The sequence below is a fragment of the Klebsiella sp. GB_Kp047 genome, from assembly GCF_040065235.1.
GTDB lineage: Bacteria > Pseudomonadota > Gammaproteobacteria > Enterobacterales > Enterobacteriaceae > Klebsiella > Klebsiella quasipneumoniae.
In genome coordinates this window covers 166,487-190,408 of record NZ_JBEAJG010000041.1, presented here as the reverse complement: position 1 = coordinate 190,408, position 23,922 = coordinate 166,487, and the positions used below count along the sequence as shown (strand labels likewise).

The following is a 23,922-nucleotide window of genomic DNA, read 5'->3' as shown; positions in this document are numbered from 1 at the left end:
TTTCCCGGTTTAAGGCACATAATCGCGCGGCGTTGCCCCCAAAATGCAGCGAAAAGCAGCGGTAAAGGCCGCCGGGCATGAGAAACCAAGCTGGTAAGCGACCTGTTTGATTGGAACGCCGTTCGCAAGAAGATCCAACGAAGCGCAAATTCTGGCTCTCTGCTTCCATGTTCTAAAACTAAAGCCTGTATCCTTCATAAACAAGCGGGAAAAGGTCCGTTCCGACATGGCCGACATAAAAGCCAGCTCGCTCAGCGATGCTTCCCAGCGCTGAGTGACCAGTAGCGATCTGGCCGCGCTGTATAATCGCTCATCATTCGGCATGGGAAGCGCCATCGTTAAAGGTGGAGCCTCGCTGAGAATTTCCAGAAGCAACAAAACTATCTTCCGTTGAATCGGTCTGGCGTAGTCCTCACTGAACAGCCCTGCGATAAGTTCTTTGACTAACGGCGTAGCCGTTATCACATGCACCTGTTGACTCTTTGTAAAGCTCGTACATTCTGCGATAAGGCTACTGCTGAAATAGATCGCTCTGAGATCGGTTTGTGAAAGCAGATGGTAACTATGGATATGCAGAGGCGGTAACCATAATGCCCGCTGAGGAGGGATCACCCAACGGTCGCTCTCTGTTTGCACCAGCATAACCCCTCTGGTGGCGAAGAGTAGCTGCCCCTCAACATGATGATGGGGAGGATCTGCCTCGCCGCGTTGATAGCTTATCGCAGTACTGGACCAGCCTGTGGCCTCATCATGTCTTGGCGCTTTATCTATACTACCTGGCATTTCAGATTTAGCCCCTGCCATTATCATATCGAAACTGGAACCACCCGGAGAAGAGCCTTAGGCAATGGGTGCGTGACTTATCATTCTGATCATCAAAGATATTACAGGAGCTTAACCTCATGCGCGTACACTTTATCGTACATGAAAGTTTTGAAGCCCCGGGCGCATATGCAACCTGGGCAATAAACCAGGGTCATGATGTAACTTACTCACACGTCTATGGAGGCGATCGGCTACCTGCTGACGCCGAAGGCATCGATTTTCTTATCGTTATGGGCGGTCCGCAAGATCCGGACACAACGCTTGAAGCGTGCCCGCACTTTAATGCTAAAGCGGAACAGACGCTGATTGCTTCTGCGGTTAAAACCGGTAAGGCGGTGATCGGTATTTGCCTGGGTTCACAGCTAATCGGTGAAGCGCTGGGCGCGCCCTTCTCTCATAGCCCGGAAAAAGAGATTGGTAAATTCCCGATCACATTGACCGAAGACGGCAGGAAGGATGAGATGTTCTCTCACTTTGGGAAAACACTGGCAGTGGGTCATTGGCATAACGATATGCCGGGTTTGACGCCAGAGGCCAAAATTATTGCTTACAGCGAAGGCTGTCCGCGGCAGATCGTTGCCTATTCTGACCGCGTCTTTGGTTTCCAGTGCCACATGGAGCTCACATTGGACGTTGTAGAGCGGCTGATCGCTCATTCTGAGAAAGACCTGAGCCGTGCAGCAGAATATCGTTTCGTTGACACGCCTGAAGCGCTCCGGGCGCACGATTATAGCGAAATGAACCAAGTACTTTTTGGCTTTTTGGATAAGCTGGAGGCACGTTACAAAGCAGCGCAAGCATAATGTCATGCTCGGTAAGTTTGTCATCGGTTTTGATTTTAGTCTCCGCTCCTGGCACAGAGCAGACAAGCTACCTGAGTTGAAGGTCCGCTATGAGCGAAAAGCGGCCATCGGATAGTGCTAGCTCTGCATGCAATGCCACGTCTTATGGGCTTCATGTTCTCTCACTTTTTTCTTATGATGGTGCAGTAAGAAATGCGTGAATATTTTCCGATTGTCAGATCTGGTCCTCTACGAAAATTTCCCACAACTCTTCTACAGCGCGGGACATCTTTGCTGCTGGGCGGAAAAGCCTGATGTCTATGGGTACCCAGAGCGCGCTCTCTTTCTTCGCCGCAACGGCAATGGAACCGGCATCAACATCCGGCGCTGCCAGCGTTTCCGGCAACCATGCGATGCCGTCACCGGCCCTGACCATGGCCAGTAATGTTGCAGCCAGATCGGCAGTGAATGCGATTTCCATTCCGCGTCTGGCACGGTTGACCTGCGAGGTGTTGGAAAGGATCCGGCCAAGGCCGGATTCAGCCGAATAGGACAGAAAAGGAAACTTTTTGCCGCCCGATGCATACCACATTGGCTCGCGGGTTGCCGGATCGCATCTGGAATAAGGCAATAATGTTTCCCGCCCGAGCCGAACACTGAAGTATTTCGACTGTTCAAGATTGATGCGCATATGAGGGTGGTAGTAACAAAGCAAAAACTGCGCGTCACCTTTGTCGATCATGCGTTCACAGGCACTCAGTGTGTCAGATAACAGGCGAAAAGAACCGAAGCGGGCGATTTTTTCGTTATTACGCATCAGTGCCGGGAAAAAAGAAAATGACAGAGAGTGCGTGGCGGAAAAAATAACATCCGGTCTGGTTTCTCCTGCGGCCTCTATAGATTCACTTCTCAAGGTATAAAGTGCGCGAATAAGTTCAGGGATCTGCGTAACGAATACTTCCCCGGCGCGCGTCAGGCTGACGCCCCGACGATTTCTTTCAAAAAGCGGCGTTCCAAGCCACTCTTCCAGCGAGACAATCCTCCGGCTGAATGCTGGCTGCGTCACATATCGTGAAGCTGCCGCACGGGAGAAATTCAGGGACTGTGCCAGCGCAACACAGTCCTCAAGCCAAGTTAACTCCAAGTGATGCCGATTTTGCATTACAGCCTGCCTCTTTGGCATTAGAACGAAATTTGTTAACTGCTTAGGATGGTATCAGACAGGACAACAAGGTCCCTGAACACTACGTTAGTGCATTATGCCGATAAATATACGGCATGACATAAAATATAGCGTAGGTAATTTAGTTAGATCGTATTTGACTGGAAACTGCCGGAGAGAACATGCGTATCCTTGACGTTGTAGAAATTACCAAGCCTATTGCTTCCCCTATCCGTAATGCTTACATCGATTTCAGCAAGATGACGGCCAGCCTGGTTGCCGTTGTGACAGACGTTGAGGTAGACGGACGTCGCGTAGTGGGATACGGCTTCAACTCTAACGGCCGTTACGGTCAGGGCGGCCTGATCCGTGAACGCTTCCGCAACCGTATCCTCGAAGCCGAACCAGAAAGCCTGCTGAATGCCAAAGGCGACAATCTGGATCCGCATAAGATCTGGGACGTCATGATGAGCAACGAAAAACCGGGCGGTCACGGCGAACGTTCAGTTGCGGTAGGTACGCTGGACATGGCCATCTGGGATGCAACCGCAAAAATTGCTAACAAGCCGCTGTTCCGCCTGCTGGCAGAAATGAAGGGCGTTGAGGCTAACCCGCGTGTTTTTGTCTACGCGGCGGGCGGTTACTATTACCCGGGTAAAGATCTGAGCGCGCTGCGTCAGGAGATGCGCGGTTATCTTAATCGCGGCTATAACGTTGTGAAGATGAAAATCGGTGGAGCGTCTCTGGAAGAGGACCGTCGCCGTATTGAGGCCGTCCTGGAGGAAATTGGCAGCGAAGCGCGTCTCGCCGTTGACGCCAATGGCCGCTTCGATCTGGAAACCGGTATTGCCTATGCGAAAATGCTGCGTGACTACCCGCTGTTCTGGTACGAAGAGGTCGGTGACCCACTGGATTACTCCCTGCAGGCCGCGCTGTCAGAGTTCTATCCCGGCTCAATGGCCACGGGTGAAAACCTTTTCTCCCATCAGGATGCGCGAAATCTGCTGCGCTATGGCGGCATGCGCCCGGATCGAGACTATCTGCAGTTTGACTGCGCACTCTCTTATGGTCTGGTTGAATATCTGCGCACGCTTGATGTGCTTGAGCAATTTGGCTGGTCACCGTCACGCTGCGTCCCTCATGGGGGTCACCAGATGTCCCTGAACATTGCCGCAGGCCTTGGCCTTGGTGGCAATGAAAGCTATCCCGATCTGTTCCAGCCTTACGGCGGTTTCCCTGACTCGGTGAAGGTGGAAGATGGCCATATCATCATGCCGGAACTGCCGGGTATCGGTTTTGAGGGTAAATCAGACCTTATCAAAGAAATGCGCGCGCTGGCTGTATAAGTCTCTGCTGACATCTCGTCTTGCTTAATTTAATAACGCCCTTCTGCGATGCGGAAGGGCGTAGCGGGAAAAATGTATGAAGCTTTTAAGTTATCTGACGCCTGATGGATATAAAAGTTACGGTATTTTACAGGGTGAGGGAGTTATTGACCTGAGAAGCCGGACAGATATTGATACTCCCGATTTGAAAAGTTTTATCAGAGAAAAAGGGATCGCAGCAGCTGACGGATATATCAGCTATGAGCCGGATTATCAGCTTTCTGATATTACCTTCCTTCCTGTTATTGATAATCCGGGCAAAATACTTTGCGTCGGCATGAATTATCAGGCCAAACGCACTGAGTTTAGTATTACTTCGGATGCGCCTACCATATTCATCCGGTTCTCAGATTCTCAGACCGCTCATCTGGGCAACATCGTGAAGCCTGCGCTGAGCGATCAGCTCGATTATGAGGGTGAGCTTGTAATCATAATCGGAAAATCCGGCATAAACATCGCTGAGCAGGACGCTGCAGAATACATAGCGGGCTATTCCTGCTATATGGATGGCTCCGTGCGTGACTGGCAGCATACCTGGTTCACTGCCGGCAAAAATTGGAGCAAAACAGGTGGGTTCGGTCCCTGGCTGGTTACGTGTGATGAGGTCCCCGATCCGCAAAAGCTTCAGCTAAAAACCTGGCTTAATGGTGAAATTGTTCAGCAGGACAGTACAGCTAATATGGTTCATCCAATAAGCAAAATTATCAGTTATATGAGTACCTTTACACAGCTATCCCCGGGTGATGTTATTTTGACGGGCTCACCAGGCGGTGTTGGTCGTTCACGTAATCCGCAGGTATTTCTTAATGACGGCGATGTTATTGAAGTCGAAATTGAGTCAGTTGGTCGCCTGACTAATTACGTCGTTGCTGCTTCAAAATAATAAAAATATTTTATCTGACTGATATTTAAAAGGACCTGAAATCAGCATTTCCTCCCCTACATCTGCTCTAAATGAGGAAGTTATCATGAGTGATAATGCTCTTAAAGGTAATGCGCTTATCGGGAAAAAACGCTGGACAATAATACTCCCTGCAGTGTTTATCATGTATACCATTTCTTTCTTCGACCGGGTGAATATAGGCATGGCGCTGCCCCATATTACGGCCGAGATGGGGCTCAGCCCGGTAGAAGCTGGCTGGCTTGGCGGTGCATTTGCATGGGGCTACGTGGCGACGCAGTTTACCGCTGGCTGGCTGGCGCTTCGCTTTGGATCGCGAAGAATAATTGGCGTCAGCCTGTTTCTTTTTGGTGCCTGCGCCATGCTCACGGGTCTGACGCGTAACTTTGGTGAACTGGTTGCCATCCGTTTCTTCTTGGGACTTGCTGAAGGGCCGATTCAGGCAGCAACGGCGATGTTTCTGGCACAATGGTTTATGAAGCCAGAAAGGGGACGCGCATTTGGTATCTGGAACCTCAGCCTGGGGGCCGGTGCGTTTCTGGCCGGTCCAATATCGGGCTGGATCCTGGCACATCATGACTGGCGCATGATGATGGTCATTGAGGGGGCACCCGCGTGGCTGTTCTGCATCATCTGGTTTTATCTGGTACCTAAAAGTATTCAGGCTGCGAGCTGGCTCAGCGCCGAGGACCGGGATCATATCCAGAAAGACCTTGCGGCTGAGCAGTCAAACTATGTGAAGGAGAAATCTGACCCCTGGTGGACCATTATCAAAATACCGGCACTCTGGCTGATGTTAATCGGCTATTCCCTGCACAGCATGCTGGCATACGGCTTTACGCTCTGGCTGCCGACGGCACTTAAGGGGTATGGAACGCTCAGTGAATTCATAGTCGGTCTAATCAGCGGAATGCCTTTCCTGATGACCATGGTGGGCATCTGGTATATCACCCGGCGGTCATATAAATACAACCAGGAACGGCGGCTGCATGCCGCTATTCCCACCGTGTTGTGCGGTATCGCGTTGTCAGCCGCGGCTTTTGTTCCGCTGTCTTACTACTGGGTGCAGATAGCCCTGTTCATGTTTGTCGGCCTGACAATGAAGATGCTTGTGCCGTTGGTTTACGTCCGGTTGACGGAAATCCTCCCGACAAAGAAAGCGGTCCCTGCGGTGGCATTTGTAGGTGCATGCAGCAACTTTATTGGTCAGTTTGGCGGACCGCTTGTTGCCGGCTACCTGAAGCACCTGGGGGGCGGTACTGACATGACGCTCGCATGGAGCGTACTGGGTCTGTTCTCAATCGTGGGGGGAGTACTGTTTGCCCTGGCCGTGGGACGTGAGGAAAGCGTCTGGGACATCAGGCAGGCATTCCGGGTTACTTCCCGCAGGACGATTTCCGCGCGGGAATAGAATGCAGAACCTGCCCCTGCCTATGGGGCAGGCAGACATTTTTATAATCACTGACGTTTATTAATCAGGAGTGCGATGTGAGGTTATATATCAGAGAATCTCTGGCGGCATATACAGGCGCCGGGCTCGTACTCAGTCGGGAAGAGCAGATCAGAATCAATTACGCATAATGAATGAACTTTACGCAAGATTGAATCCATTCCGGTAATAGAGTGTGCCTGATACCCTGGGTATAACTGATGTTATGCAACGTCCGCTTCTGGCACAGAGCGGACGAACCAACTGAGGTTAAGTTCCAGTCTGAACGAGAAGAGGACAGCGGGTTTACAGGTTGTATATACCTTAACGGGCTGATGTCGATACTATGCCGGCCCGCTAAACATCATGCGGATGACAACGCCTGTACACCGTTCCTGCCATTTGATATCGCCCGGGTGTTAAGAGCCGTTTCCAAACGTCCTTGATGCCATCGCGACTGAACCCAGGGAAACCATTCCAGCCCGCTTTTGAATACTCCCCAGAACAAGCAATTGCAACCAGACAGGACCCGCGACGGGAACGACAAGCTGAGGAAGAACAGCAAACATGAACAGCAGGAATCTGGGGTAAGTCAGACTGTTTAATCCAGGTGACGTAAATGCGTCGCGATCCCCCATTTTAGGGCGGTACATCTTCCATTAATCAGTTCGAACACGGAGTAACTCGCGTTGGGTTGTGCATACCGGTGAAAATCATCCACAGCACCACTTTTTAGCATCGCAAGCACACCCTGAATGACCTGTCCGTGAGACACAATACATATTGTTCGATGATGACGTTTTTTTTCCAGATTGGTTAAAAAATGCATAATTCGCTGCGAAGCATGTGAGAGAGACTCACCCTCTGGCGGACAATACTCTGCATCAAGGTTGAATAACGCTTCTGCGGCGTCTGGATTATTCTGCAGGAGCTCTATGGTTGTCATACCTTCAAACTGACCAAAAGCCTGTTCTTTCAGAGCTGGTTCAGCTATCAGTGAACAATGAAAACTCTCCGCCAGGCGCTGTCCCATTTGCCAGGCCCGGCCAAGCGGAGAAGCGTAAACACATTCTACCCGGTAATCACTCGCTACAAACGCTGTCAGCAAGGCTGCTGTTTGACGCTCCCCACGGAGCGTCAAGGCGCTATCACTGTGTCCCTGAATAATACCTTTTACATTCCACTCTGTTTCCGCGTGTCGAACCAGTATTACTTGCATCATTGAAGGGCCACATATGCTGTTGTTTGAAATGCTCCCCACTTACCCCCCCTGTAATATGCAGGAAAGTGCTCGGCTCGCGACGAAAAAACAGGAACAAGTGTAGCTGAGAATGGTTATGTTCAGCTTCAGAAGTGACGCATTTAACGACGTTAACGTCTGCTTCTTGCACACAGCTAACACTTCCCTTTGTCGACGCAAAAGCAACTCTGCCCGGGCCTCTATCTTATTAATACCTGAATCAGCTGTACGAAGATATACACTCCCGCTACCACTTGTATGATCCGAAAACCCCATCTGAAATAACGCCATTGATAACGTTCTCTGGCATCAGCCGCTTCAATGGCAGGATCAAAACGTTTTCTTTTCCTGGTTCTGAATGTATCGAATACCCACAGGACGAGAATGAAGATGATGATGACTTTTTCAAAGATTAAATGGTTCACAAAGAGAGACTCCGGTCTTCTCACGGTTACAGGCAGAATAGATAAACCGCCTGGAGGTAGCCACCACTAAATGTAGGGGTACCTGAAGACGCAAGCCAGGTGTCTGTCTTATGGCTACGTTAACGCATAGTAACGCCATGAAAGTGACATTCATTGCCGACACATGCTGCCGGGAGCCCCCTTCCCCTGAGCATCAGGCTGGGTGATAAAACGACGGCGGTTGCCCGGTCACGCGGCGGAACATGGTGGCGAAAGAGGACGCATTGTCGTATCCAAGGGATAAGGCCACTTCGTTCACCGGTTTGCCTGCTATCAACCATGCCAGGGCGCTCACCACGCAGGCTCGCTGTCGCCAGGCGGAAAATGACAGGCCCAGCTGCTTCAGGAAATGGCGACGAAAGGTACTAGGACTCATAAACAGCGCCCCGGCCCAGCGCGCCGCAGGATCATGGATAGTGGGGTTAAGCAAAAAAGCCTGACAAAGCGCCAGCAGCGCCGGATGCTGCGGCAACGGAATATCAAATTCGCGGACCGGCATGGCGGCCAGTTCCAGCAACATCAACTGTATCAGCATGCGATCGCGTGGGCTGTCGTACAACGGTGGTAAATCTACAGCCTCCAGCAGTAGCTGGCGCAACAGCGGCGAGACGCTGATCACTTCGCAACGCCGGTGTTTAATGCAAGCGGCCACACAATCTGGCTCAATATACAAGCTGCGCGTGGTCACCCCCGCAAATCTGACGGCGTGCACGGTTTCAGGGGGGATCCAGACAGCGTGTTGCGGAGGAACCACCCATTCTCCGTCCTGCGTAGTGACATACATCAGTCCGGTCGCGCCATACAGCAGCTGTGCGCGGCGATGCTGGTGCGGGGGCAGGATAAACCCTTGCGCATAGTCATTACCTAACGCCACCACTTCGCGATCGAGCCGATCGACCTCGTCAATTTTTACGTTGCGCACATCTGTCTCCCTTTGACCGATTTACAAAGGTAATTGAGCGCTGTGCAAATGGGAAGTTGTACGCGACCGGTATAAGCTGCTCGCTCATTTTCAGGGCGGGGATATTCTGTTGAATGATATCGTTATTATTGCAATGGCAGGCTTTACTACCGGTATTACCACGGTGCTGTTCGGCTTCGGGGGCGGCTTTGTGGTGGTGCCCTTTGTCTATCAACTGATGCTCCGCCAGCCGGAACTCACGGAAAACGCTATGCACGTCGCGGTGGCTACCTCAACGGCGGTGATGATATTTAACGCCGGCTGGATCAGCTATCGTAACTGGCGGGCGGGCAAGCTTGCCGCACAGACGCTGTTTCCGTTGATATGGTTTATTGCCATTGGGGCAGTAGTAGGCTCCTGTCTGGCGGGGTTATTTAGCGAGAATATCGTTCGCGCGCTGTTTATTCTCTATATGCTGGCAACCATCAGCGATTGTTTGTTGCGCAAGGGATTTTTCACGGGCAGCGCTCGGCGTCGGCTGTCACTGCCAATGGTCACCGGCGGCGGTGTGGTTATCGGTACGATTGCCGCATTGCTGGGCGTGGGCGGCAGCGTCATGACGGTGCCCCTGCTACGGCGACACGGGTATGCGATGCAGGAGTGCGTTAGCGCATCCAACCCGCTTTCTTTGCCCGTGGCGCTATGCGGCGCTGTGACCTATGCCATCATTGGCTGGCACACCATTCCGTTGAGCGGATTTCTGGGTTTTATCAGCCTGAAAATTCTAGGCCTGCTCGTCCTGACCGGCTGGGCCGGGATAGCGTTTAGCCGCCGGGCTATCCCTGCGGTACCGGATGTATGGTATGCACGTATCTATGTCCTGCTACTGTTCCTGGTGCTCCTCGCCATGCTGATTCAATAATCACGATTCATCACGGCGTCTTTCAGGGTTTATCGGTGCAAGAGTCGCGATCGGGTGATGCCCTCTCCCCGGGGAGAGGGCCAGGAAAAGGGGCAGCAGGCTACCCGCGATACGGATGAACCTCGCGCCAGTGGTCGGCGATCTGCTGCCGGGTGCAGACCCACACCTTGTCGTGCTGCTGGATATAGTCGAGGAATCGCTGCAGCGCGCGGAAACGCCCCGGACGCCCAAGCAGTCGGCAGTGCATCCCCACGGACATCATCTTCGGCGCGGTTTCTCCCTCGGCGTACAGCACGTCAAAGCTGTCTTTCAGATAGGTATAAAACTGCTCCGCGGTGTTGAACCCCTGGGCGGTGGCAAAGCGCATGTCGTTGGCGTCGAGGGTATAAGGCACGATCAGGTGCGGCCGCTGGCTGCCGTCGCTGCAGGCCACTTCGCTCCAGAAAGGTAAATCATCACCGTAATAATCACTGTCATAGTCAAAGCCGCCGTGCTCCACCACCAGCTGGCGGGTGTTGGGACTGTCGCGGCCGGTATACCAGCCGGTGGGCGGCTTGCCGAACAGGTCTGTCAGCACCTGCACCGCTTTGTGCAGATGCTCGCGCTCCTCGGCGATATCCATGTGCTGATAGTGGATCCAGCGCCAGCCGTGGCTGACCACATCGTAATCCGCCGCCTTGATCGCCGCCACAATCTCCGGATGACGCGCCAGCGCCATCGCCACGCCGAAAACCGTCAGCGGCAGCCCTCGCTGGCTGAATTCGCGATGGATGCGCCAGAACCCGGCCCGACTGCCGTACTCATAGAGCGAGTCCATCGACATATGACGCGCCGGATAGCTGGCGGCGCCGATGATATCTGACAGGAACTGTTCCGAACCCGCATCGCCATGCAGGACGTGATTCTCCGCGCCTTCCTCATAGTTGAGGACGAACTGCACCGCGATCCGCGCCCCGCCCGGCCAGCGCGCGTGCGGCGGCTGCCCTGCATAACCTCGCAGATCGCGAGGATAGTGTTCCTGGTTCTCAACCATCTTCTGCCCCTTTTAAAATGGATTTAACGACTGAAATTGCCCGCTTAACGCCTTTTTCTCCGGGAACGCTAAGTCCCCGTGCTTGCTGGTCGCCAGGCCCAGCGCGACCAGCGACTCCACCATCTTCACCGCCGCGCTGACGCCATCGATCACCGGCACCCGCAGCTCGCGGGTCAGCTCCTGCGCCAGGGTCGCCATCCCGCCGCAGCCAAGGACTATCGCCCCGCTGCCATCCTCTTTCAGCGCGCGAATGCAGCGCTCGCGCACTTTCTCCTGCGCCAGGCCACTGCCGTCTTCCAGCGCCAGTACCGGCAAATCAATGGCGTGCAGCGCCGCGCAGTGTTGATGAAATCCGTACTGGTGCAGTAAATGACGGGCGATGATCAGCGTGCGCGGCAGCGTGGTCACAATGGAGAAACGGGTGGCGACCATCGTCGCCATATGCATCGCCGCTTCCGCAATGCCGATCACCGGCCCCTGGGCCAGTTCGCGCGCTGCCAGCAGCCCCGGGTCGCCGAAGCAGGCGATCACATGTCCATCCACCCCCTGCTCGCGTCCGGCCTTGATCTGCTCCAGCACACCGACCGCTGCGATGGCTTCGTCAAAATGGCCCTCAATTGACGGCACGCCGGCGCGGGGAGAGACCGCAAGGATCTCGGTGCCCGGCGCGGCGACCGCGCGCGCGGCGGCGCCTATCGTTTCGGTCATCGCCAGGCTGGTGTTGGGGTTGATCACTTGTATACAAACAGAAGACATCACGACTCCTTGTGACCGGCGAACAGCCGGGAAAAATCGGGCAGGCTGACGCCATCGCGCTCGAAGCACAGGCTGGCGACAATATGATCAAAATGGTGCATCAGCGCCTCGCTGAGCGGCTGCAGGGCTTTATCCCGCAGCAAACCGACCAGCTGCTGGTGATCGTCGCAGCGACAGCCCTGGCGCCAGGGTGCGCCCCAGGCGGCAATCACTAACGAGGAGCGCTGGCTGAGGCGGGTCACCATCTCAGTGAGCACCGGGTTGCCGGAGATAGCCTGCAGCTGAATGTGAAAGTCAGCGGAGTGGCGGATGGCCGCCGGGCCGTCGTGCGCCTCATGAGCCTGCTGCTCACGCTGAATAATGTTCTCCAGCGCCGCCAGATGCGGCGGCTGACAGCGCGCGATCACATCGGGCAGATTCGCGACCTCAAGCAGCGCCCGGGTGCGAAAGATCGCCTGGGACTCTTCCACACTCGGGCTGGTGACGTGTGCACCACGTTTGGGCGTTAATGTGACCAGTTGCACAGCGGCGAGTCGTTGCAGCACTTTTCTGATGCCGGTGCGGCTCACGGCGAACACTTCCGCCAGCGCCTCTTCCGGCAGTTTGCTGCCCGGCGGCAGCTGATGTTCGACGATAGCCGTCATCAGCGCCTGGTAAATGCTTTCGTCCTTATCCTGCAGCGCTGGCGCGGCCTGGAGACGATGTTCATTATTCATTAACCCACTCCGGTTTCACTTATCGATAGCAGATCGTATACATAAAATTTATTTTTTGTATACAAGATTCATCATTCTGGCCTGGATCCTGCAATAGCCTCAGCAATCCATATCAAAGGGTTTTCATTCAGAGGAGCAGGTTTCATGCCACATTCATCCCACACGCAGCAGACGAAGACTCACGAGGCGGCCGCCGGCTACAGTCCGCGGCTTTGTAATGACGATCTGGCGCCCACCCGCGACCAGAACTGGAGCTGGTACAATATCTTTTCGTTCTGGATGTCGGACGTGCACAGCATGGGCGGCTACGTGGTGGCGGCAAGCTTTTTTACGCTTGGGCTGGCCAGCTGGCAGGTTTTGCTCTGCCTGCTGGTGGGCATCTGTATTGTGCAGCTGTGCGCTAACCTGGTGGCGAAGCCCAGCCAGATGGCCGGGGTGCCTTACGCGGTGATCTGTCGTCAGGCGTTCGGTGTCTTCGGCGCCAATATCCCCGCGGTGATCCGCGGGCTAATCGCCTTCGCCTGGTACGGTATTCAAACCTATCTGGCGGCGAACGCCCTGATGCTGGTCCTGCTCAAGTTCTGGCCCTCCCTTTCCTCGCTGACCAGCAGCAGTTTCCTCGGGCTGTCGACCCTTGGCTGGCTGTGCTTCGCCACCATGTGGCTGCTGCAGGCGATGGTGTTCTGGCACGGCATGAACGCCATCAAGCGTTTTATCGATATCGCCGGTCCGGCGGTGTATGTGGTGATGTTGGCCCTGGCCGGCTGGATTGTATACAAGACCGGTCTGGATGGGATCTCCTTTACCCTCGCCAGCAAATCCCTCAGCGCTGGCGAGCAGACCTGGCAGATGATCACCGCCACGGCGCTGGTCGTCTCCTACTTCTCCGGGCCGCTGCTCAACTTCGGCGACTTTTCCCGCTACGGCAAAAGCATGGGCGAGATCCGCCGCGGCAACCGCTGGGGGCTGCCGTTCAACTTCCTGCTGTTCTCGGTGGTCACCGTGGTGATAGTCTCCGGCACCCAGTCGCTGTTCGGCAAAATGATCACCGACCCGATTGAAACCGTCAGCCGCGTTGGGAACGATCTGGCGGTGGCCATCGGCCTGCTGACCATGATCACCGCCACTATCGGCATCAATATCGTGGCTAACTTTGTCTCGCCGGCCTTCGATTTTTCCAACTGCGCGCCGCAGAAAATCAGCTTCCGCGCCGGCGGGATGATCGCTGCGGTGGGCTCGATACTCCTGACGCCGTGGAACCTGTTTAACTCACCGGAGCTGATCCACTATACCCTCGACGTGCTGGGTGCCTTTATTGGCCCGCTGTTTGGCATCCTGATCGCCGACTTCTATCTGATCAAACGCGGCCGGGTGTCGGTGGACGACCTGTTTGACGATACGCCGAAGGGTAAATACTGGTACCGCAACGGCTTTAACCCGAAAGCCATTGCCGCCCTGCTGCCGTCGGTGGGCCTGGGACTGATTATCAGCTTTATTCCGGCCCTGCATGAAGTGGCGAACTTCAGCTGGTTTATCGGCGTCTTCCTCGGCGCGACCACCTACCGCTGGCTGGCTCGCGACGAGCGCGAAGTGCAGGCGAAAGCCGCCTTCCGCTCCGGCGCGGTGGCGCAAAAAGAGTAACCTTCCCCTTCTGCCGCGGCGTCTGGCCGCGGCAGGCTGCAAACTGGCACCAATCTTGCTGTTTATCACTATTCCCAGAGTGTTAAGAGAAGGCAGGTTCGATGATGGATTACCAGACCGCGGTGCGCGGTGCATTTTTTGATATCGCCGGCGTGGCGGAGACCCCGGATGAGGTGGTCGCCCACGCCCGCTATCTCGATGATGGCCTGTTGTTCTTGCAGGACGGAAAAATTGTCGCGCTGCTGCCATGGCAGGAGGGTGAAGCCTTTCTGCATCCGCTGAAGGGCTATGTTGACCTGCGGGGCAAGCTGCTGTTGCCGGGGTTCGTCGATGCCCACGTCCACTATCCGCAGACCGAGATGATCGGCGCCTTTGGCGAACAGCTGCTGGAGTGGCTTACCACTTACACCTTCCCGGTGGAGAGCCAGTTTGCCGATGCGGAGTATGCCCAGGAGATAGCGCAGTTTTTTGTAAATCAATTGATAAGCCATGGCACCACCACCGCGCTGGTGTTTTGTACCCTGCATCCGGCCTCGGTGGAGGCGTTATTCAGCGAAGCGCTGCGCCTCAATATGCGCCTGATCGCCGGGAAAGTGATGATGGATCGCCATGTGCCCGACTACCTGTGCGAAACCGCCGGGGAGAGCTACGAGCAGACCCGGGGGCTGATCCGCAGCTGGCATCAGCGTGGCAGGCTGGGGTATGCCATTACCCCGCGCTTTGCTCCCACCTCGACGCCGGCGTTGCTGGAGGCGGTGCAGCGCCTGCGGGCCGAGTTTCCCGACACCTGGCTGCAGACACATCTCAGTGAAAACCGCGAGGAGATCGCCTGGGTTAAACAGCTGTGGCCGGAGCATGCGCACTATCTGGATGTCTATCATCACTATCAGCTCACTGGCGAGCGCAGTGTATTTGCTCACGGGATCCATCTTGATGATGCCGAGTGGCAGTGCCTGCATGACACCGGTTCCGCAGTCGCCTTCTGTCCGACCTCGAATCTGTTTCTCGGCAGCGGGTTGTTTCGCCTGCCCGCCTGCTGGCAGCACCAGGTGCGGATGGGTATCGGCAGCGATGTCGGGGCCGGGACCACCTTCAGCATGCTGCGGACGCTGGGCGAGGCCTACAAGGTAGGACAACTGCAGAGCTATCGCCTGCGCGCCAGCGAGGCCTTCTATCACGCCACCCTCGGCGGCGCGCGCGCCCTGCGGCTGGAAGAGAAGATTGGCAATTTTCAGCCGGGCAAAGAGGCCGACTTTGTGGTGATTGACCCGGCGGTCACTCCGCTGCAGCGTCTGCGGATGGGCCGCTGCCATGATATTTATGAGCAGCTGTTCGTACTGATGACCCTGGGTGATGAGCGCAATATCAGCGAGACGTGGGTGAACGGCGAGCGGGTGTGGTGTCAGGGTTAACCCTCACCCTGGCCCTCACACTGGGGGGAGAGGAAACCGTCTGGCTGCGGGGACGGTTATGGACCCCCTTCGCCCTGGTCTCTCCCGGGGGTAAGAAGGCGCTGGCCGGCGGCGGCTGGGTTAGTGGCCTTCAAAAACTCATCGCCAGTCCAACGCCATAGCCCGTGGTGTTATTGCCGAACATATAGCGCGCCACCAGCCGGGTGCGGGTGATAAAGACCGGGTATTTACTGCTGTCCAGCTCGAGGCCAATCCCCAGCGACGTTAAACCGGAGAAGCCCAGCGCCCCTCGCTGTTCGCCCAGATATGCAGTATGCGCCCCTTCCAGCACGTAGCGCAGCGGGTTGCCCAGCAGCGTCCAGTCAGCGATCGGCGCGCGGCGGCGCAGATACAGACCGAGATTCTCCGCGCTGGCCTCCCCCTGCACCACCTCAGCGCTGCTGCCGAAACTTTGCAGATGCATATAGGAGTAACGCAGCTCGGCATCAATATCCTGGGTGGCGGAGAAGCGTTCATAATCCAGCATCAGCGCTCCGCCGAGCCCCAATGCATTGAACCGACCGCCGTCGAGGAACTGCAGTTCGGCGTTGGTTTTTCGCTCAATTACCCAGCTGCCGAGGCGCGCATCGCTGGCCAGGGTGCCGAGCATCACATTGACGATCGGCCGCAGCACCAGGTTGCCGCCAAAGCGATCCCGGTGCAGCGAAAAATCCCAGCCGACGCCGCCGGTGGTGGTCAGGCTGTTCCACTTGGTGGGCACATTCCGCGTCTGTTCGCCATTGCTTACCACAAAACGCGGGTCGTAACGGCTGTAGCCCATCGTTCCTTCGAGATAGAGAGGAAACGACTCGCTCAGGGTCGCCCCGCCGCCAAACTGGGTAATGGCCAGGTTGTGTTTGTCGTTGCTCCCGGAGCCAATATTGAGATCGCTGGCGGTCACGTCGGGGACCACGGTATAGCTCATCAGGGTCAGAACAGCATCGGCACGCTGCTTGATGGCGTGACCGTTCGCCGCCAGCGTCGCCGGCGCAGAAAGAGAAACTACCGACAGGACAACGAGAAAACGCACCATGAGTCGCATGCCACCTCAGCCGCAGGCAAACAAGATTACCGCCCGAATCAGCAGGCAGGACTCTCCTGAGTATAGCCGGCGAGTCTGCCTGCGCATCAGACGGCGATAAATAGCGCCACCTCTATTCTGACCGCCCGGAATGGGCAGCTACGTTTTCCGACGGCAAGCGCGTTACCCGGTTGCGCCCGTCATTTTTCGCCGCATACAGCGCTTTATCGACGCGGTAAAACAGCTGATCAATCGCTTCGCCATCATGATGCTCGGCAACGCCAATGCTGACGGTGACCGACAGCGTCTGATATTCGCTGATCGCCTGACGGATCGCCTCCGCCACCATCAGCGCGCGGGCGATCGGCGAATGAGGCAAAAAGAGCAGAAACTCCTCGCCTCCCCAGCGATATATCTTATCTTCGCGGTCCACCGAGGTTTCCAGAATGCGGGAGATCACCAACAGGACTTCATCGCCTTTTTGATGACCGTGAATATCATTAATACTTTTGAAATGATCGATATCGATTAACAGCAGACAAAAGCCATGGCCGATAAACGACGGCGCATCGACGAGCCGGTAAAATTCGCGGCGATTGAGCAGTCCGGTTAAGGGATCGTGGGCGGCGGAAAATTCCAGCTCTTTTTTCAGAAGCACTTCTTCGGTGATATCGTGAATGATGCATAACATCAGCCGAATATTATATAGCACCACCGGCCCGGCATAGGTTTGAACATGGCGCAGCGAGCCGTCAGCCAGAATATGAGTAAAATTAAGCGGCTTATGCCCGCCGGGCATATTGGCAATGTTATTCATAATAGGGATCACATCCCGGCCCAGGGTATTAATTTGCCAGGTATGTTTATTGCGCATTTCCTCATCGGAATAATGATAAAAGCGCAGTGCGGCAATATTGGCATCGACAATCAGGCCCTCTTTCTGAGGATCGATCAACAGCATTGGCGCGGTATTGGTCATAAAAAAACGGGCAAAAAAACCATTGTTACGCCGCTGGTAGCGGCGGGAGCCGGTATGAATCGACTGATTTTGCGCGAGCAGCTTCACCGCTTCAAACAACAGTAAGGGGCCGCAGTCCTCGGTCTCGACCAGGGTGGTTTTACAATATACCGACTGCAACCCTTTGGCGGTCTGCAGCGTCCAGACTTCAAATATCTCAGTCATCGCGTCGAGATAGCGCAGATAATGCTGCAGCTGCGTTTCCGGGCAGGTGGAATAGATACCGTTGCGCATCTCATTCAGCGACATATCGCCGCTCAGCGTCCGGGAAGCCTGATTGGCATAGACCACACACTCTGTAAAAGGATGGACTACCCAGATCGGCGTGCTTAATACATCAAAAACAGCCAGCTCTTTTAATAACATACAGGCCCCAAACCGACCCACTCCCGGCGCGGAACGGCACATTATTCAGTGCAGCCCTGACGCTGGCATAAAGTGATAGCAAAAAGTCATCGAGTAAACGTCATTACGCGCGTGCGCGGCAAGTATAGTCGGTTACAGGCCCAGCGACGCCCATCCGGAGCGACTTTGCGCACGGTTTAACCGACAAAGACGACACTGCCTTTATTATTAATTTTATTTCAATAGCATAGCAGCAATGCCAGAACAGGTAGTCGCTTTTGATCACAGACTGTGTATACCCGTCAAACTTTACGCGGCAGGAGCGCAGGCTTGTCCTGTGGCACGCAGATTGTCGCTGTTCTGCGCAGGGTTACCGTGATAGTTTCTATCATAACGCTCATTTTTAATGGTCATCACAGTGAAAAAATCCACCAGCAAAATCACGCTTTCCGACATTGCGCGTGAAGCTAACGTCGGCGTGGCCACCGTCGACCGGGTACTCAACAAGCGCGCGGCGGTGAAGGAATCGACCGCGTACCGCGTGCTGGAGGCCGCCCGGCGGCTGGGGTTTACGCTCGAACAGCCGCACTATCGCCTGGCCGCCGGCAAAGCGCCGGTTACCGTCAGAATGGGCTTTATTCTGCTGCAGGAGACCCACTCCTTCTACCTGCCGCTGGCAAGGGCGCTGGCAAGAGAGGCCGCGCCGTGGCTACCGGCAGGCGAGACACCGGCGATCCTGCATTTTGCCATTGATGCGGTGGAAGCAATGGCCCAGGCCATTCACCGGCTCAGCGATGAGGTGGAGGTGCTCGGCCTGGTGGCGCTGGATCACCCGCTGATTCGCCATGCGGTGGGCCGGGCCGCCGCCCGCGGCGTTCGCGTATTCACTCTACTTTCAGATCTGTCGGTTCCCCAGCGCAGCGGCTATATCGGCCTCGATAACCAAAAAGCCGGGCGCACCGCCGCCTGGTTTATCGACCGCTTATGCCGTGGCGAAGGCGAAATAGCCATTATCATTGGCGATAATCGTTTTACCTGTCAGGAAAGCTGTGAGATCAGCTTCCGCTCCTGCCTGCGTGAGCAGGGTAAAGGGCAGCAGATCCTCGAGCCGGTTCGCAGCCACGAACGGGCGGATGTCGCCAGAAGCGTAACGGAAAAGCTGCTCAGCCAGTACCCGGCCCTGCAGGCGATCTATGCTCCCTGCGGCGGCGTCGAAGGAATTGTCGGGGCGCTGCGCGACAGCGGCCGCCAGCAGGCCGTCACCCTGGTCTGCCATGGCCCGCTAAGCGGCAGTGAACTGGCGCTGATCGACGGCACCATCGATGTCATTCTCAACCACCGGCTGGATGACCTGGCCGCCGCCACCCTGCGCGCCATGACGGAAGCCGTTTCGCGGCCGCCCAGCGACGTGATTTCGCACCCTCAGCCTTTCGATATCATCACCAAAGAAAATATGTAAACGCTCGCCCCGTCGCCAACGGGGCTGCCTCACGCCTGAACCACGCCTCGCCTCATTTTGATAAATAACTATCAAAAACAACCTCAATATAAATCATGATGGCCATCATAAAATCATCATTCCAATATTGTTGGCTATGAAATTTTCATTCAATACTCTGCGGCATCCCCTGTGAAAAAAGGAAGCCGACATGACACATCCTATCGCCAACGCCCCCTGCAGCTGGGGTGTGGATGACCCGAAAAACCCTGACCTTCCCGCCTGGGCTACCGTGCTGAAGGAGGCGGCGCAGGCCGGGTATCGCAGCATCGAGCTCGGCCCGTGGGGCTACCTGCCCACCGACCCGTCCAGCCTGCGCGCGGCGCTGGAACAGCATCAGCTGTCGCTGGTCGCCGGGACGATCTTTGACGATCTGGTCAGCGAGGCCCATTACCCCACTCTGGAGGCGCTGACCCATCAAATATGCCGCAATCTGTCTCAGGTTCAGGCCGCCGAACCTATCCCGGGGCACCCTTTCCAGCCGCCCTATCTGGTGATTATCGACTTCGGCAACCCCGAGCGGGCGCGCTTTGCCGGACGCAGCGCGCTGGCTCCGCGCCTCAATGACCAGGACTGGCAGCGAATGATGGCGCACATTACCGCCCTCAGCACCCTCGCCTGGCGGGAGTACGGTGTGCGGGCGGTTATCCATCCCCACGCCGGGGGCTGCATCGAATTTGCCGATGAAATCGAGCGGCTGGCCAACGATATCCCGCACGACGTGGCGGGGTTGTGTCTGGATACCGGGCATCTCTACTACGCCGGAATGGATCCGCTCACCTGGCTGGATCGCTATTACGCGCGACTCGACTATCTGCACTTCAAGGATGTGGATCCGCAGGTTTACCAGCGCGCCATCGCCGAAGGCATCGACTTTTTCACCGCCTGCGCCGAAGGGGTGATGTGCCCGCTCGGCAGCGGCGCCATTGACTACCCGGCCATTAACGATTTCCTTGCCCGCCGCGGCTATCAGGGCTGGATAACCATTGAACAAGAGCGTGATCCGCGCCATGCCGCAGGCAGCCTGCAGGCGGTCACGGAGAGCCTGCGCTATCTGCGCGACGTTGGATTCTGACAGGAGACACCCCATGATTAACGGTTTAAGACCTCTCGATCGCACCCTGCGCTGGGGCATGGTCGGCGGCGGCGGCGGCAGCCAGATCGGCTATATTCACCGCTCTGCCGCCCTGCGCGATAACACCTTTGCGCTGCTGGCAGGCGCCTTTGATATTGATGCCGAACGCGGGCGCCAGTTCGGCCAACAGCTGGGGGTGGATCCCGATCGCTGTTACGCCGACTACCAGAGTCTGTTTCGCGGCGAGGCTGCCCGCCCGGACGGTATTCAGGCCGTGTCGATTGCCACGCCGAATAACACCCATTATGCCATCTGCCGGGCGGCGCTGGAGGCCGGGCTGCACGTGGTGTGCGAAAAGCCGCTGTGCTTCAGCAGCGAAGAGGCGGACGACCTGGTGGCCCTCAGCCAGCGGCAGCACAAAATCATCGGCGTGACCTACGGCTATGCCGGTCATCAGCTTATCCTCCAGGCCCGGCAGATGATCGCCGACGGACTGCTGGGCGACATCCGTATCGTCAATATGCAGTTTGCTCATGGCTTCCACGCCCAGCCGGTGGAGCAGGAAAACGCCAGTACCCGCTGGCGGGTCGATCCCCGCTTCGTCGGCCCCAGCTATGTGCTGGGGGATTTAGCCACCCACCCGCTGTTTCTGGTCGAAACCATGGCCCCGCAGCTGAAGATCGCCCGGCTGATGTGCGCCAGACAAAGCTTCGTCAAAAGCCGCGCGCCGCTGGAGGATAACGCGCAGGTGCTGATGGAGTATGACAACGGCGCCATCGGCTCGCTGTGGAGCTCCGCCGTTAACTGCGGCTCCATGCACGGGCAAAAGGTGCGCATCGTGGGAGAAAAGGCCAGTCTCGAATGGTGGGATGAACAGCCCAACCAGCTGCGTTACGAGGTGCAGGGCGAACCAGCGCGCATTCTGGAGCGCGGCATGGATTATCTTGATCCGCTGGCGCGTCAGGATGATCGCATCGGCGGTGGTCACCCGGAGGGGCTGTTCGAGGCCTGGTCGAATCTCTATCGCCGCTTCGCCATTGCTATGGACGCTGCGGACCGGCGCGACGAAGCGCTGCTGGCCGACTTCTGGTATCCGGACGCCCGCGCCGGGGCGTTCGGCGTCCGCTGGGTGGAAAACTGCGTGCGCTCGGCCGACAACGGCGCCTGCTGGGTCGACTTCCGCTAACTCGCCGGCTCAGGGCCTCGCCCTGAGCCTTCCACGCTACTTTTCAATGCGCGCCAGCTGGGTTTTATCGGCCTCGCGGGCGCGATCGGCCAGCCCCTGAAACGCTGCAGCGCCATAGTATTGCTCGGGCGCCGGCAGAGCCTGCATATCGTGCCCCGGGTAGATCTGCAGCTCGCCGAGGTCGCGCAAGCGGAATCCCGCCACCTGCGACGGCATGGTCAGGCGATATGGCGGCATGGTTTCGAAAGGGACCGGCGTCGGCAGCCGGTTTTCCTGCAGGTCGTAATTACGCTTCAGCACCAGAAACTTATCCGGCACCCGTCGGCGACTGTTCCACCAGTCGCCATCGATCCGCTGGAACATCGCTTCCGTCTCCCCTCGCGTGGCCACCATCAGCCGGGTCAGCGCCTTTTTCAGCGCCGCCTCCATGGCCTGATTATACGCTTCCACTGACCCGCCATGGCCGCTAAGGATGACGTTAATCGCCAGCCTGGCGCCCAGTAAATTGGAATAGAGATCTTCCGGCGAAAACGCGGAGATCTCCTCAGAAAACCCCGGCACCGACTGGAAGCCATACCACTGGGCGATCTCATGCCACTGGGCGATTTCGAAGGCCAGATGCCCGGCGAGCCAGGCCGCCAGCTGATAGCGCTGCCTGACGCCCGGCGGCGGCGTAAAGGCATTGAGCTGAACGCGGCGCACCCCCAGCTCTTCGCTGTAGAATATGCGCCCCGCCTGGCCCAGCGTCGGCGAAATGCGATTGAACAGATAAAAGGTGTAATCCGCCGTGTCGCGCACATGGGCAATATCGATAAACCCGCCGCGACGGGTATAAATAAGCCCGTTTTGCTCCTCGCTCAGTCCCAGCAGATTTTTCACCGCCCCGAGCGCGCTGTCGTTGTAATGGTGCTTGCCCAGAGAATCCAGAGTCAGCACGTTACCAATCTGGTACACCGGGATGGGGATGCCCACCGCCCGCACGTGCAGGTCGTAACCAAAGGCGCAGCATGGCCGCAGCGATTCCGGCGGCGACAGCTCGCCCAGGGTGGGCACCGGATGGATCGCCGTCACCGCGGGCAATACCGGGTCCTGCGCCAGCGCCGGCAGCGCCAGCGCGAATAACAGCCATAAGGCTTTACGCATCAACAGCCTCTCCACAGCAACAAAAGAACGCGCATCTTACCGGCAGACGGCGCCTGCAGGTTTAGTTAAAAGCGGTATTCACCGGAGACAAAGAAGCTATTGCGGTCGTTAAAACCGAATTCAGTCAGCACGTTAAAGTTTTTGGTGACTTCATACTGGGCGCCAATCAGCATATTCCACGGCGAGGTCAGCTTTTGCTTAACGTCGAATTTGCCCTCGCCGTCTTTATTGACCGCGGCAATTAGGGGCTGCAGCTCTGGCGGCATGTGCAGGTCGGCGAGATCGCCCTTAAACTCCTGCTGCACGTCCTGATACATGCTGCCGACCCACAGGCTGAGATGGGACGGCCCGTCGATCCCCTGAAAACTGAAGCGGTAGCCGACGCGCGGCGAGACGGTGACCGCCGAAATGCTGCCGTCGAGGATATCGAAGTCGGTGCGGGTGTAGTTAGTATCCACCAACCCAAACCAGTTGCCGTAGCCGCCGGCGAGCGTAAAGCCGGTCCCCCAGGTGGTGCCTTCAAAATCAAGCGTAAAATCAATATTCTGCAGTTTTCCGCTTTGATAAAGCTGATGAACCGCGCCGGCGATGACCCGGTCCAGACCGCGAAACTGCGACGGATCTGAATCCACTGAGACCTGGGAGACGGACGACCCGCGGGTATGCCCCACCAGTCCGTATACGTTGAGGAACGGAAAGACCCACATATCAAGGCGCAGGTTTTCGGTTTTGCTCTTCTCGCGGGTGTGCCCGGCATCGATGGCGAACATATCGCTGGGAATGGGATGGTTGCCGAGCTTAAGCCCGGAAAAGGTAATACTGTCGACCATGATATCCTGTCGGATATTCATATAGCTCAGGTTGACGCCGTAAGGTAACGGAATGGAATATCCCCTGGCGCGAGCCTCCTCGCCCCAGATCGGAAAATAGCTGTCGCTCTCGTCCGGCTCCGCAGCCGACGTGCCCCAGGCCGCTAACAGCAGCGTTAACACCGCGCCGGATGATCTCATTTTTGTTCTCATGTGTAG

Annotated in this window: 21 protein-coding genes and 2 pseudogenes; 10 read left to right on the top strand and 13 right to left on the bottom strand. The window is 56.5% G+C overall.

Annotated features, from left to right (window positions below; all coding sequences use genetic code 11):
• Positions 1-9: 9 nt before the first annotated feature.
• Entirely contained in the window at positions 10-810 is an 801-nt protein-coding gene (locus tag ABLV76_RS21455) for a helix-turn-helix transcriptional regulator (protein ID WP_348878461.1), read from the bottom strand.
• A 92-nt stretch (positions 811-902) separates the two neighbouring features.
• Between ABLV76_RS21455 and ABLV76_RS21450 the strand changes: the two genes are divergently transcribed.
• Positions 903-1,628 (top strand): type 1 glutamine amidotransferase, encoded by a 726-nt coding sequence (locus ABLV76_RS21450; RefSeq protein ID WP_049092439.1) that lies wholly within the window; start codon positions 903-905, stop codon positions 1,626-1,628.
• Positions 1,629-1,842: 214 nt separating this feature from the next.
• On the opposite strand, the gene ABLV76_RS21445 is transcribed toward ABLV76_RS21450, so the two are convergent.
• The gene (locus ABLV76_RS21445) at positions 1,843-2,769 is read right to left on the bottom strand and encodes a LysR family transcriptional regulator (RefSeq protein ID WP_004202518.1); all 927 of its coding nucleotides are present in this window, start codon (positions 2,767-2,769) and stop codon (positions 1,843-1,845) included.
• A 182-nt stretch (positions 2,770-2,951) separates the two neighbouring features.
• Between ABLV76_RS21445 and ABLV76_RS21440 the strand changes: the two genes are divergently transcribed.
• The 3 genes from ABLV76_RS21440 (at position 2,952) to ABLV76_RS21430 (ending at position 6,466) form a co-directional block, all read left to right on the top strand.
• Positions 2,952-4,115, top strand: a complete 1,164-nt coding sequence (locus ABLV76_RS21440) for a mandelate racemase/muconate lactonizing enzyme family protein (protein WP_004202520.1) — start codon at positions 2,952-2,954, stop codon at positions 4,113-4,115.
• A 76-nt stretch (positions 4,116-4,191) separates the two neighbouring features.
• Positions 4,192-5,037 carry a fumarylacetoacetate hydrolase family protein gene (locus tag ABLV76_RS21435; protein ID WP_004202524.1) on the top strand — a complete coding sequence of 282 codons (846 nt, stop codon included), beginning with the start codon at positions 4,192-4,194 and terminating at the stop codon, positions 5,035-5,037.
• 85 nt (positions 5,038-5,122) lie between these two features.
• A complete protein-coding gene (locus ABLV76_RS21430; protein WP_348878460.1) occupies positions 5,123-6,466 on the top strand; it encodes an MFS transporter in 1,344 nt (447 codons plus the stop codon).
• Between the two features lie 342 nt (positions 6,467-6,808).
• On the opposite strand, the pseudogene ABLV76_RS21425 reads toward ABLV76_RS21430, so the two are convergent.
• The 4 genes and pseudogenes from ABLV76_RS21425 to ABLV76_RS21410 all read right to left on the bottom strand — a co-directional run.
• A pseudogene (locus ABLV76_RS21425) lies at positions 6,809-7,089 on the bottom strand (LysE family translocator); the annotation flags it as partial.
• Entirely contained in the window at positions 7,086-7,706 is a 621-nt protein-coding gene (locus ABLV76_RS21420; protein ID WP_075201748.1) for a histidine phosphatase family protein, read from the bottom strand. The gene ABLV76_RS21420 and the pseudogene ABLV76_RS21425, both read right to left, overlap by 4 nt.
• A gap of 218 nt (positions 7,707-7,924) precedes the next feature.
• Positions 7,925-8,149 (bottom strand): hypothetical protein, encoded by a 225-nt coding sequence (locus ABLV76_RS21415; RefSeq protein ID WP_002905514.1) that lies wholly within the window; start codon positions 8,147-8,149, stop codon positions 7,925-7,927.
• A 193-nt stretch (positions 8,150-8,342) separates the two neighbouring features.
• The gene (locus ABLV76_RS21410; RefSeq protein WP_002905516.1) at positions 8,343-9,110 is read right to left on the bottom strand and encodes a helix-turn-helix transcriptional regulator; all 768 of its coding nucleotides are present in this window, start codon (positions 9,108-9,110) and stop codon (positions 8,343-8,345) included.
• Positions 9,111-9,219: 109 nt separating this feature from the next.
• On the opposite strand from ABLV76_RS21410, the gene ABLV76_RS21405 reads away from it, so the two are divergent.
• Positions 9,220-10,011, top strand: coding sequence for a sulfite exporter TauE/SafE family protein (locus ABLV76_RS21405; RefSeq protein ID WP_002905518.1), 792 nt, complete (start codon positions 9,220-9,222; stop codon positions 10,009-10,011).
• Positions 10,012-10,111: 100 nt separating this feature from the next.
• Here ABLV76_RS21405 and puuE read toward each other — a convergent pair whose 3' ends face one another.
• From puuE to ABLV76_RS21390, 3 genes and pseudogenes are all read right to left on the bottom strand, one after another.
• Positions 10,112-11,011, bottom strand: a complete 900-nt coding sequence (gene puuE, locus ABLV76_RS21400; RefSeq protein ID WP_223174640.1) for an allantoinase PuuE — start codon at positions 11,009-11,011, stop codon at positions 10,112-10,114.
• Positions 10,929-11,800, bottom strand: a pseudogene (hpxA, locus tag ABLV76_RS21395) (allantoin racemase). The gene puuE and the pseudogene hpxA overlap by 83 nt, the downstream one beginning before the upstream one ends.
• Positions 11,800-12,516, bottom strand: a complete 717-nt coding sequence (locus ABLV76_RS21390) for a GntR family transcriptional regulator (protein WP_002905523.1) — start codon at positions 12,514-12,516, stop codon at positions 11,800-11,802. The pseudogene hpxA and the gene ABLV76_RS21390 overlap by 1 nt, the downstream one beginning before the upstream one ends.
• A 144-nt stretch (positions 12,517-12,660) precedes the next feature.
• Here ABLV76_RS21390 and ABLV76_RS21385 point away from each other — a divergent pair, with 144 nt between their 5' ends.
• Both ABLV76_RS21385 and guaD read left to right on the top strand, forming a co-directional pair.
• Positions 12,661-14,157, top strand: coding sequence for an NCS1 family nucleobase:cation symporter-1 (locus ABLV76_RS21385; protein ID WP_002905524.1), 1,497 nt, complete (start codon positions 12,661-12,663; stop codon positions 14,155-14,157).
• Between the two features lie 101 nt (positions 14,158-14,258).
• A complete protein-coding gene (gene guaD, locus ABLV76_RS21380) occupies positions 14,259-15,569 on the top strand; it encodes a guanine deaminase (protein ID WP_348878459.1) in 1,311 nt (436 codons plus the stop codon).
• Between the two features lie 130 nt (positions 15,570-15,699).
• Here the strand turns inward: guaD and ABLV76_RS21375 are convergent, their stop codons facing one another.
• Entirely contained in the window at positions 15,700-16,641 is a 942-nt protein-coding gene (locus tag ABLV76_RS21375; RefSeq protein ID WP_004202548.1) for a hypothetical protein, read from the bottom strand.
• 121 nt (positions 16,642-16,762) lie between these two features.
• The gene (locus ABLV76_RS21370; protein ID WP_004202549.1) at positions 16,763-18,013 is read right to left on the bottom strand and encodes a sensor domain-containing diguanylate cyclase; all 1,251 of its coding nucleotides are present in this window, start codon (positions 18,011-18,013) and stop codon (positions 16,763-16,765) included.
• Between the two features lie 397 nt (positions 18,014-18,410).
• On the opposite strand from ABLV76_RS21370, the gene ABLV76_RS21365 reads away from it, so the two are divergent.
• The 3 genes from ABLV76_RS21365 to ABLV76_RS21355 all read left to right on the top strand — a co-directional run bounded on the left by ABLV76_RS21365 (position 18,411) and on the right by ABLV76_RS21355 (position 21,751).
• Entirely contained in the window at positions 18,411-19,451 is a 1,041-nt protein-coding gene (locus ABLV76_RS21365) for a LacI family DNA-binding transcriptional regulator (protein ID WP_043519606.1), read from the top strand.
• A 190-nt stretch (positions 19,452-19,641) separates the two neighbouring features.
• Positions 19,642-20,565 (top strand): TIM barrel protein, encoded by a 924-nt coding sequence (locus tag ABLV76_RS21360; RefSeq protein WP_087771397.1) that lies wholly within the window; start codon positions 19,642-19,644, stop codon positions 20,563-20,565.
• Positions 20,566-20,578: 13 nt separating this feature from the next.
• Positions 20,579-21,751 carry a Gfo/Idh/MocA family oxidoreductase gene (locus tag ABLV76_RS21355; protein ID WP_043519608.1) on the top strand — a complete coding sequence of 391 codons (1,173 nt, stop codon included), beginning with the start codon at positions 20,579-20,581 and terminating at the stop codon, positions 21,749-21,751.
• 36 nt (positions 21,752-21,787) lie between these two features.
• On the opposite strand, the gene ABLV76_RS21350 is transcribed toward ABLV76_RS21355, so the two are convergent.
• Both ABLV76_RS21350 and ABLV76_RS21345 read right to left on the bottom strand, forming a co-directional pair.
• Positions 21,788-22,894: a DUF4056 domain-containing protein gene (locus ABLV76_RS21350; protein ID WP_004202562.1), complete on the bottom strand. Its 1,107-nt coding sequence runs from the start codon at positions 22,892-22,894 to the stop codon at positions 21,788-21,790.
• 65 nt (positions 22,895-22,959) lie between these two features.
• The gene (locus ABLV76_RS21345) at positions 22,960-23,904 is read right to left on the bottom strand and encodes a hypothetical protein (RefSeq protein ID WP_348878458.1); all 945 of its coding nucleotides are present in this window, start codon (positions 23,902-23,904) and stop codon (positions 22,960-22,962) included.
• Between the last annotated feature and the right edge of the window lie 18 nt (positions 23,905-23,922).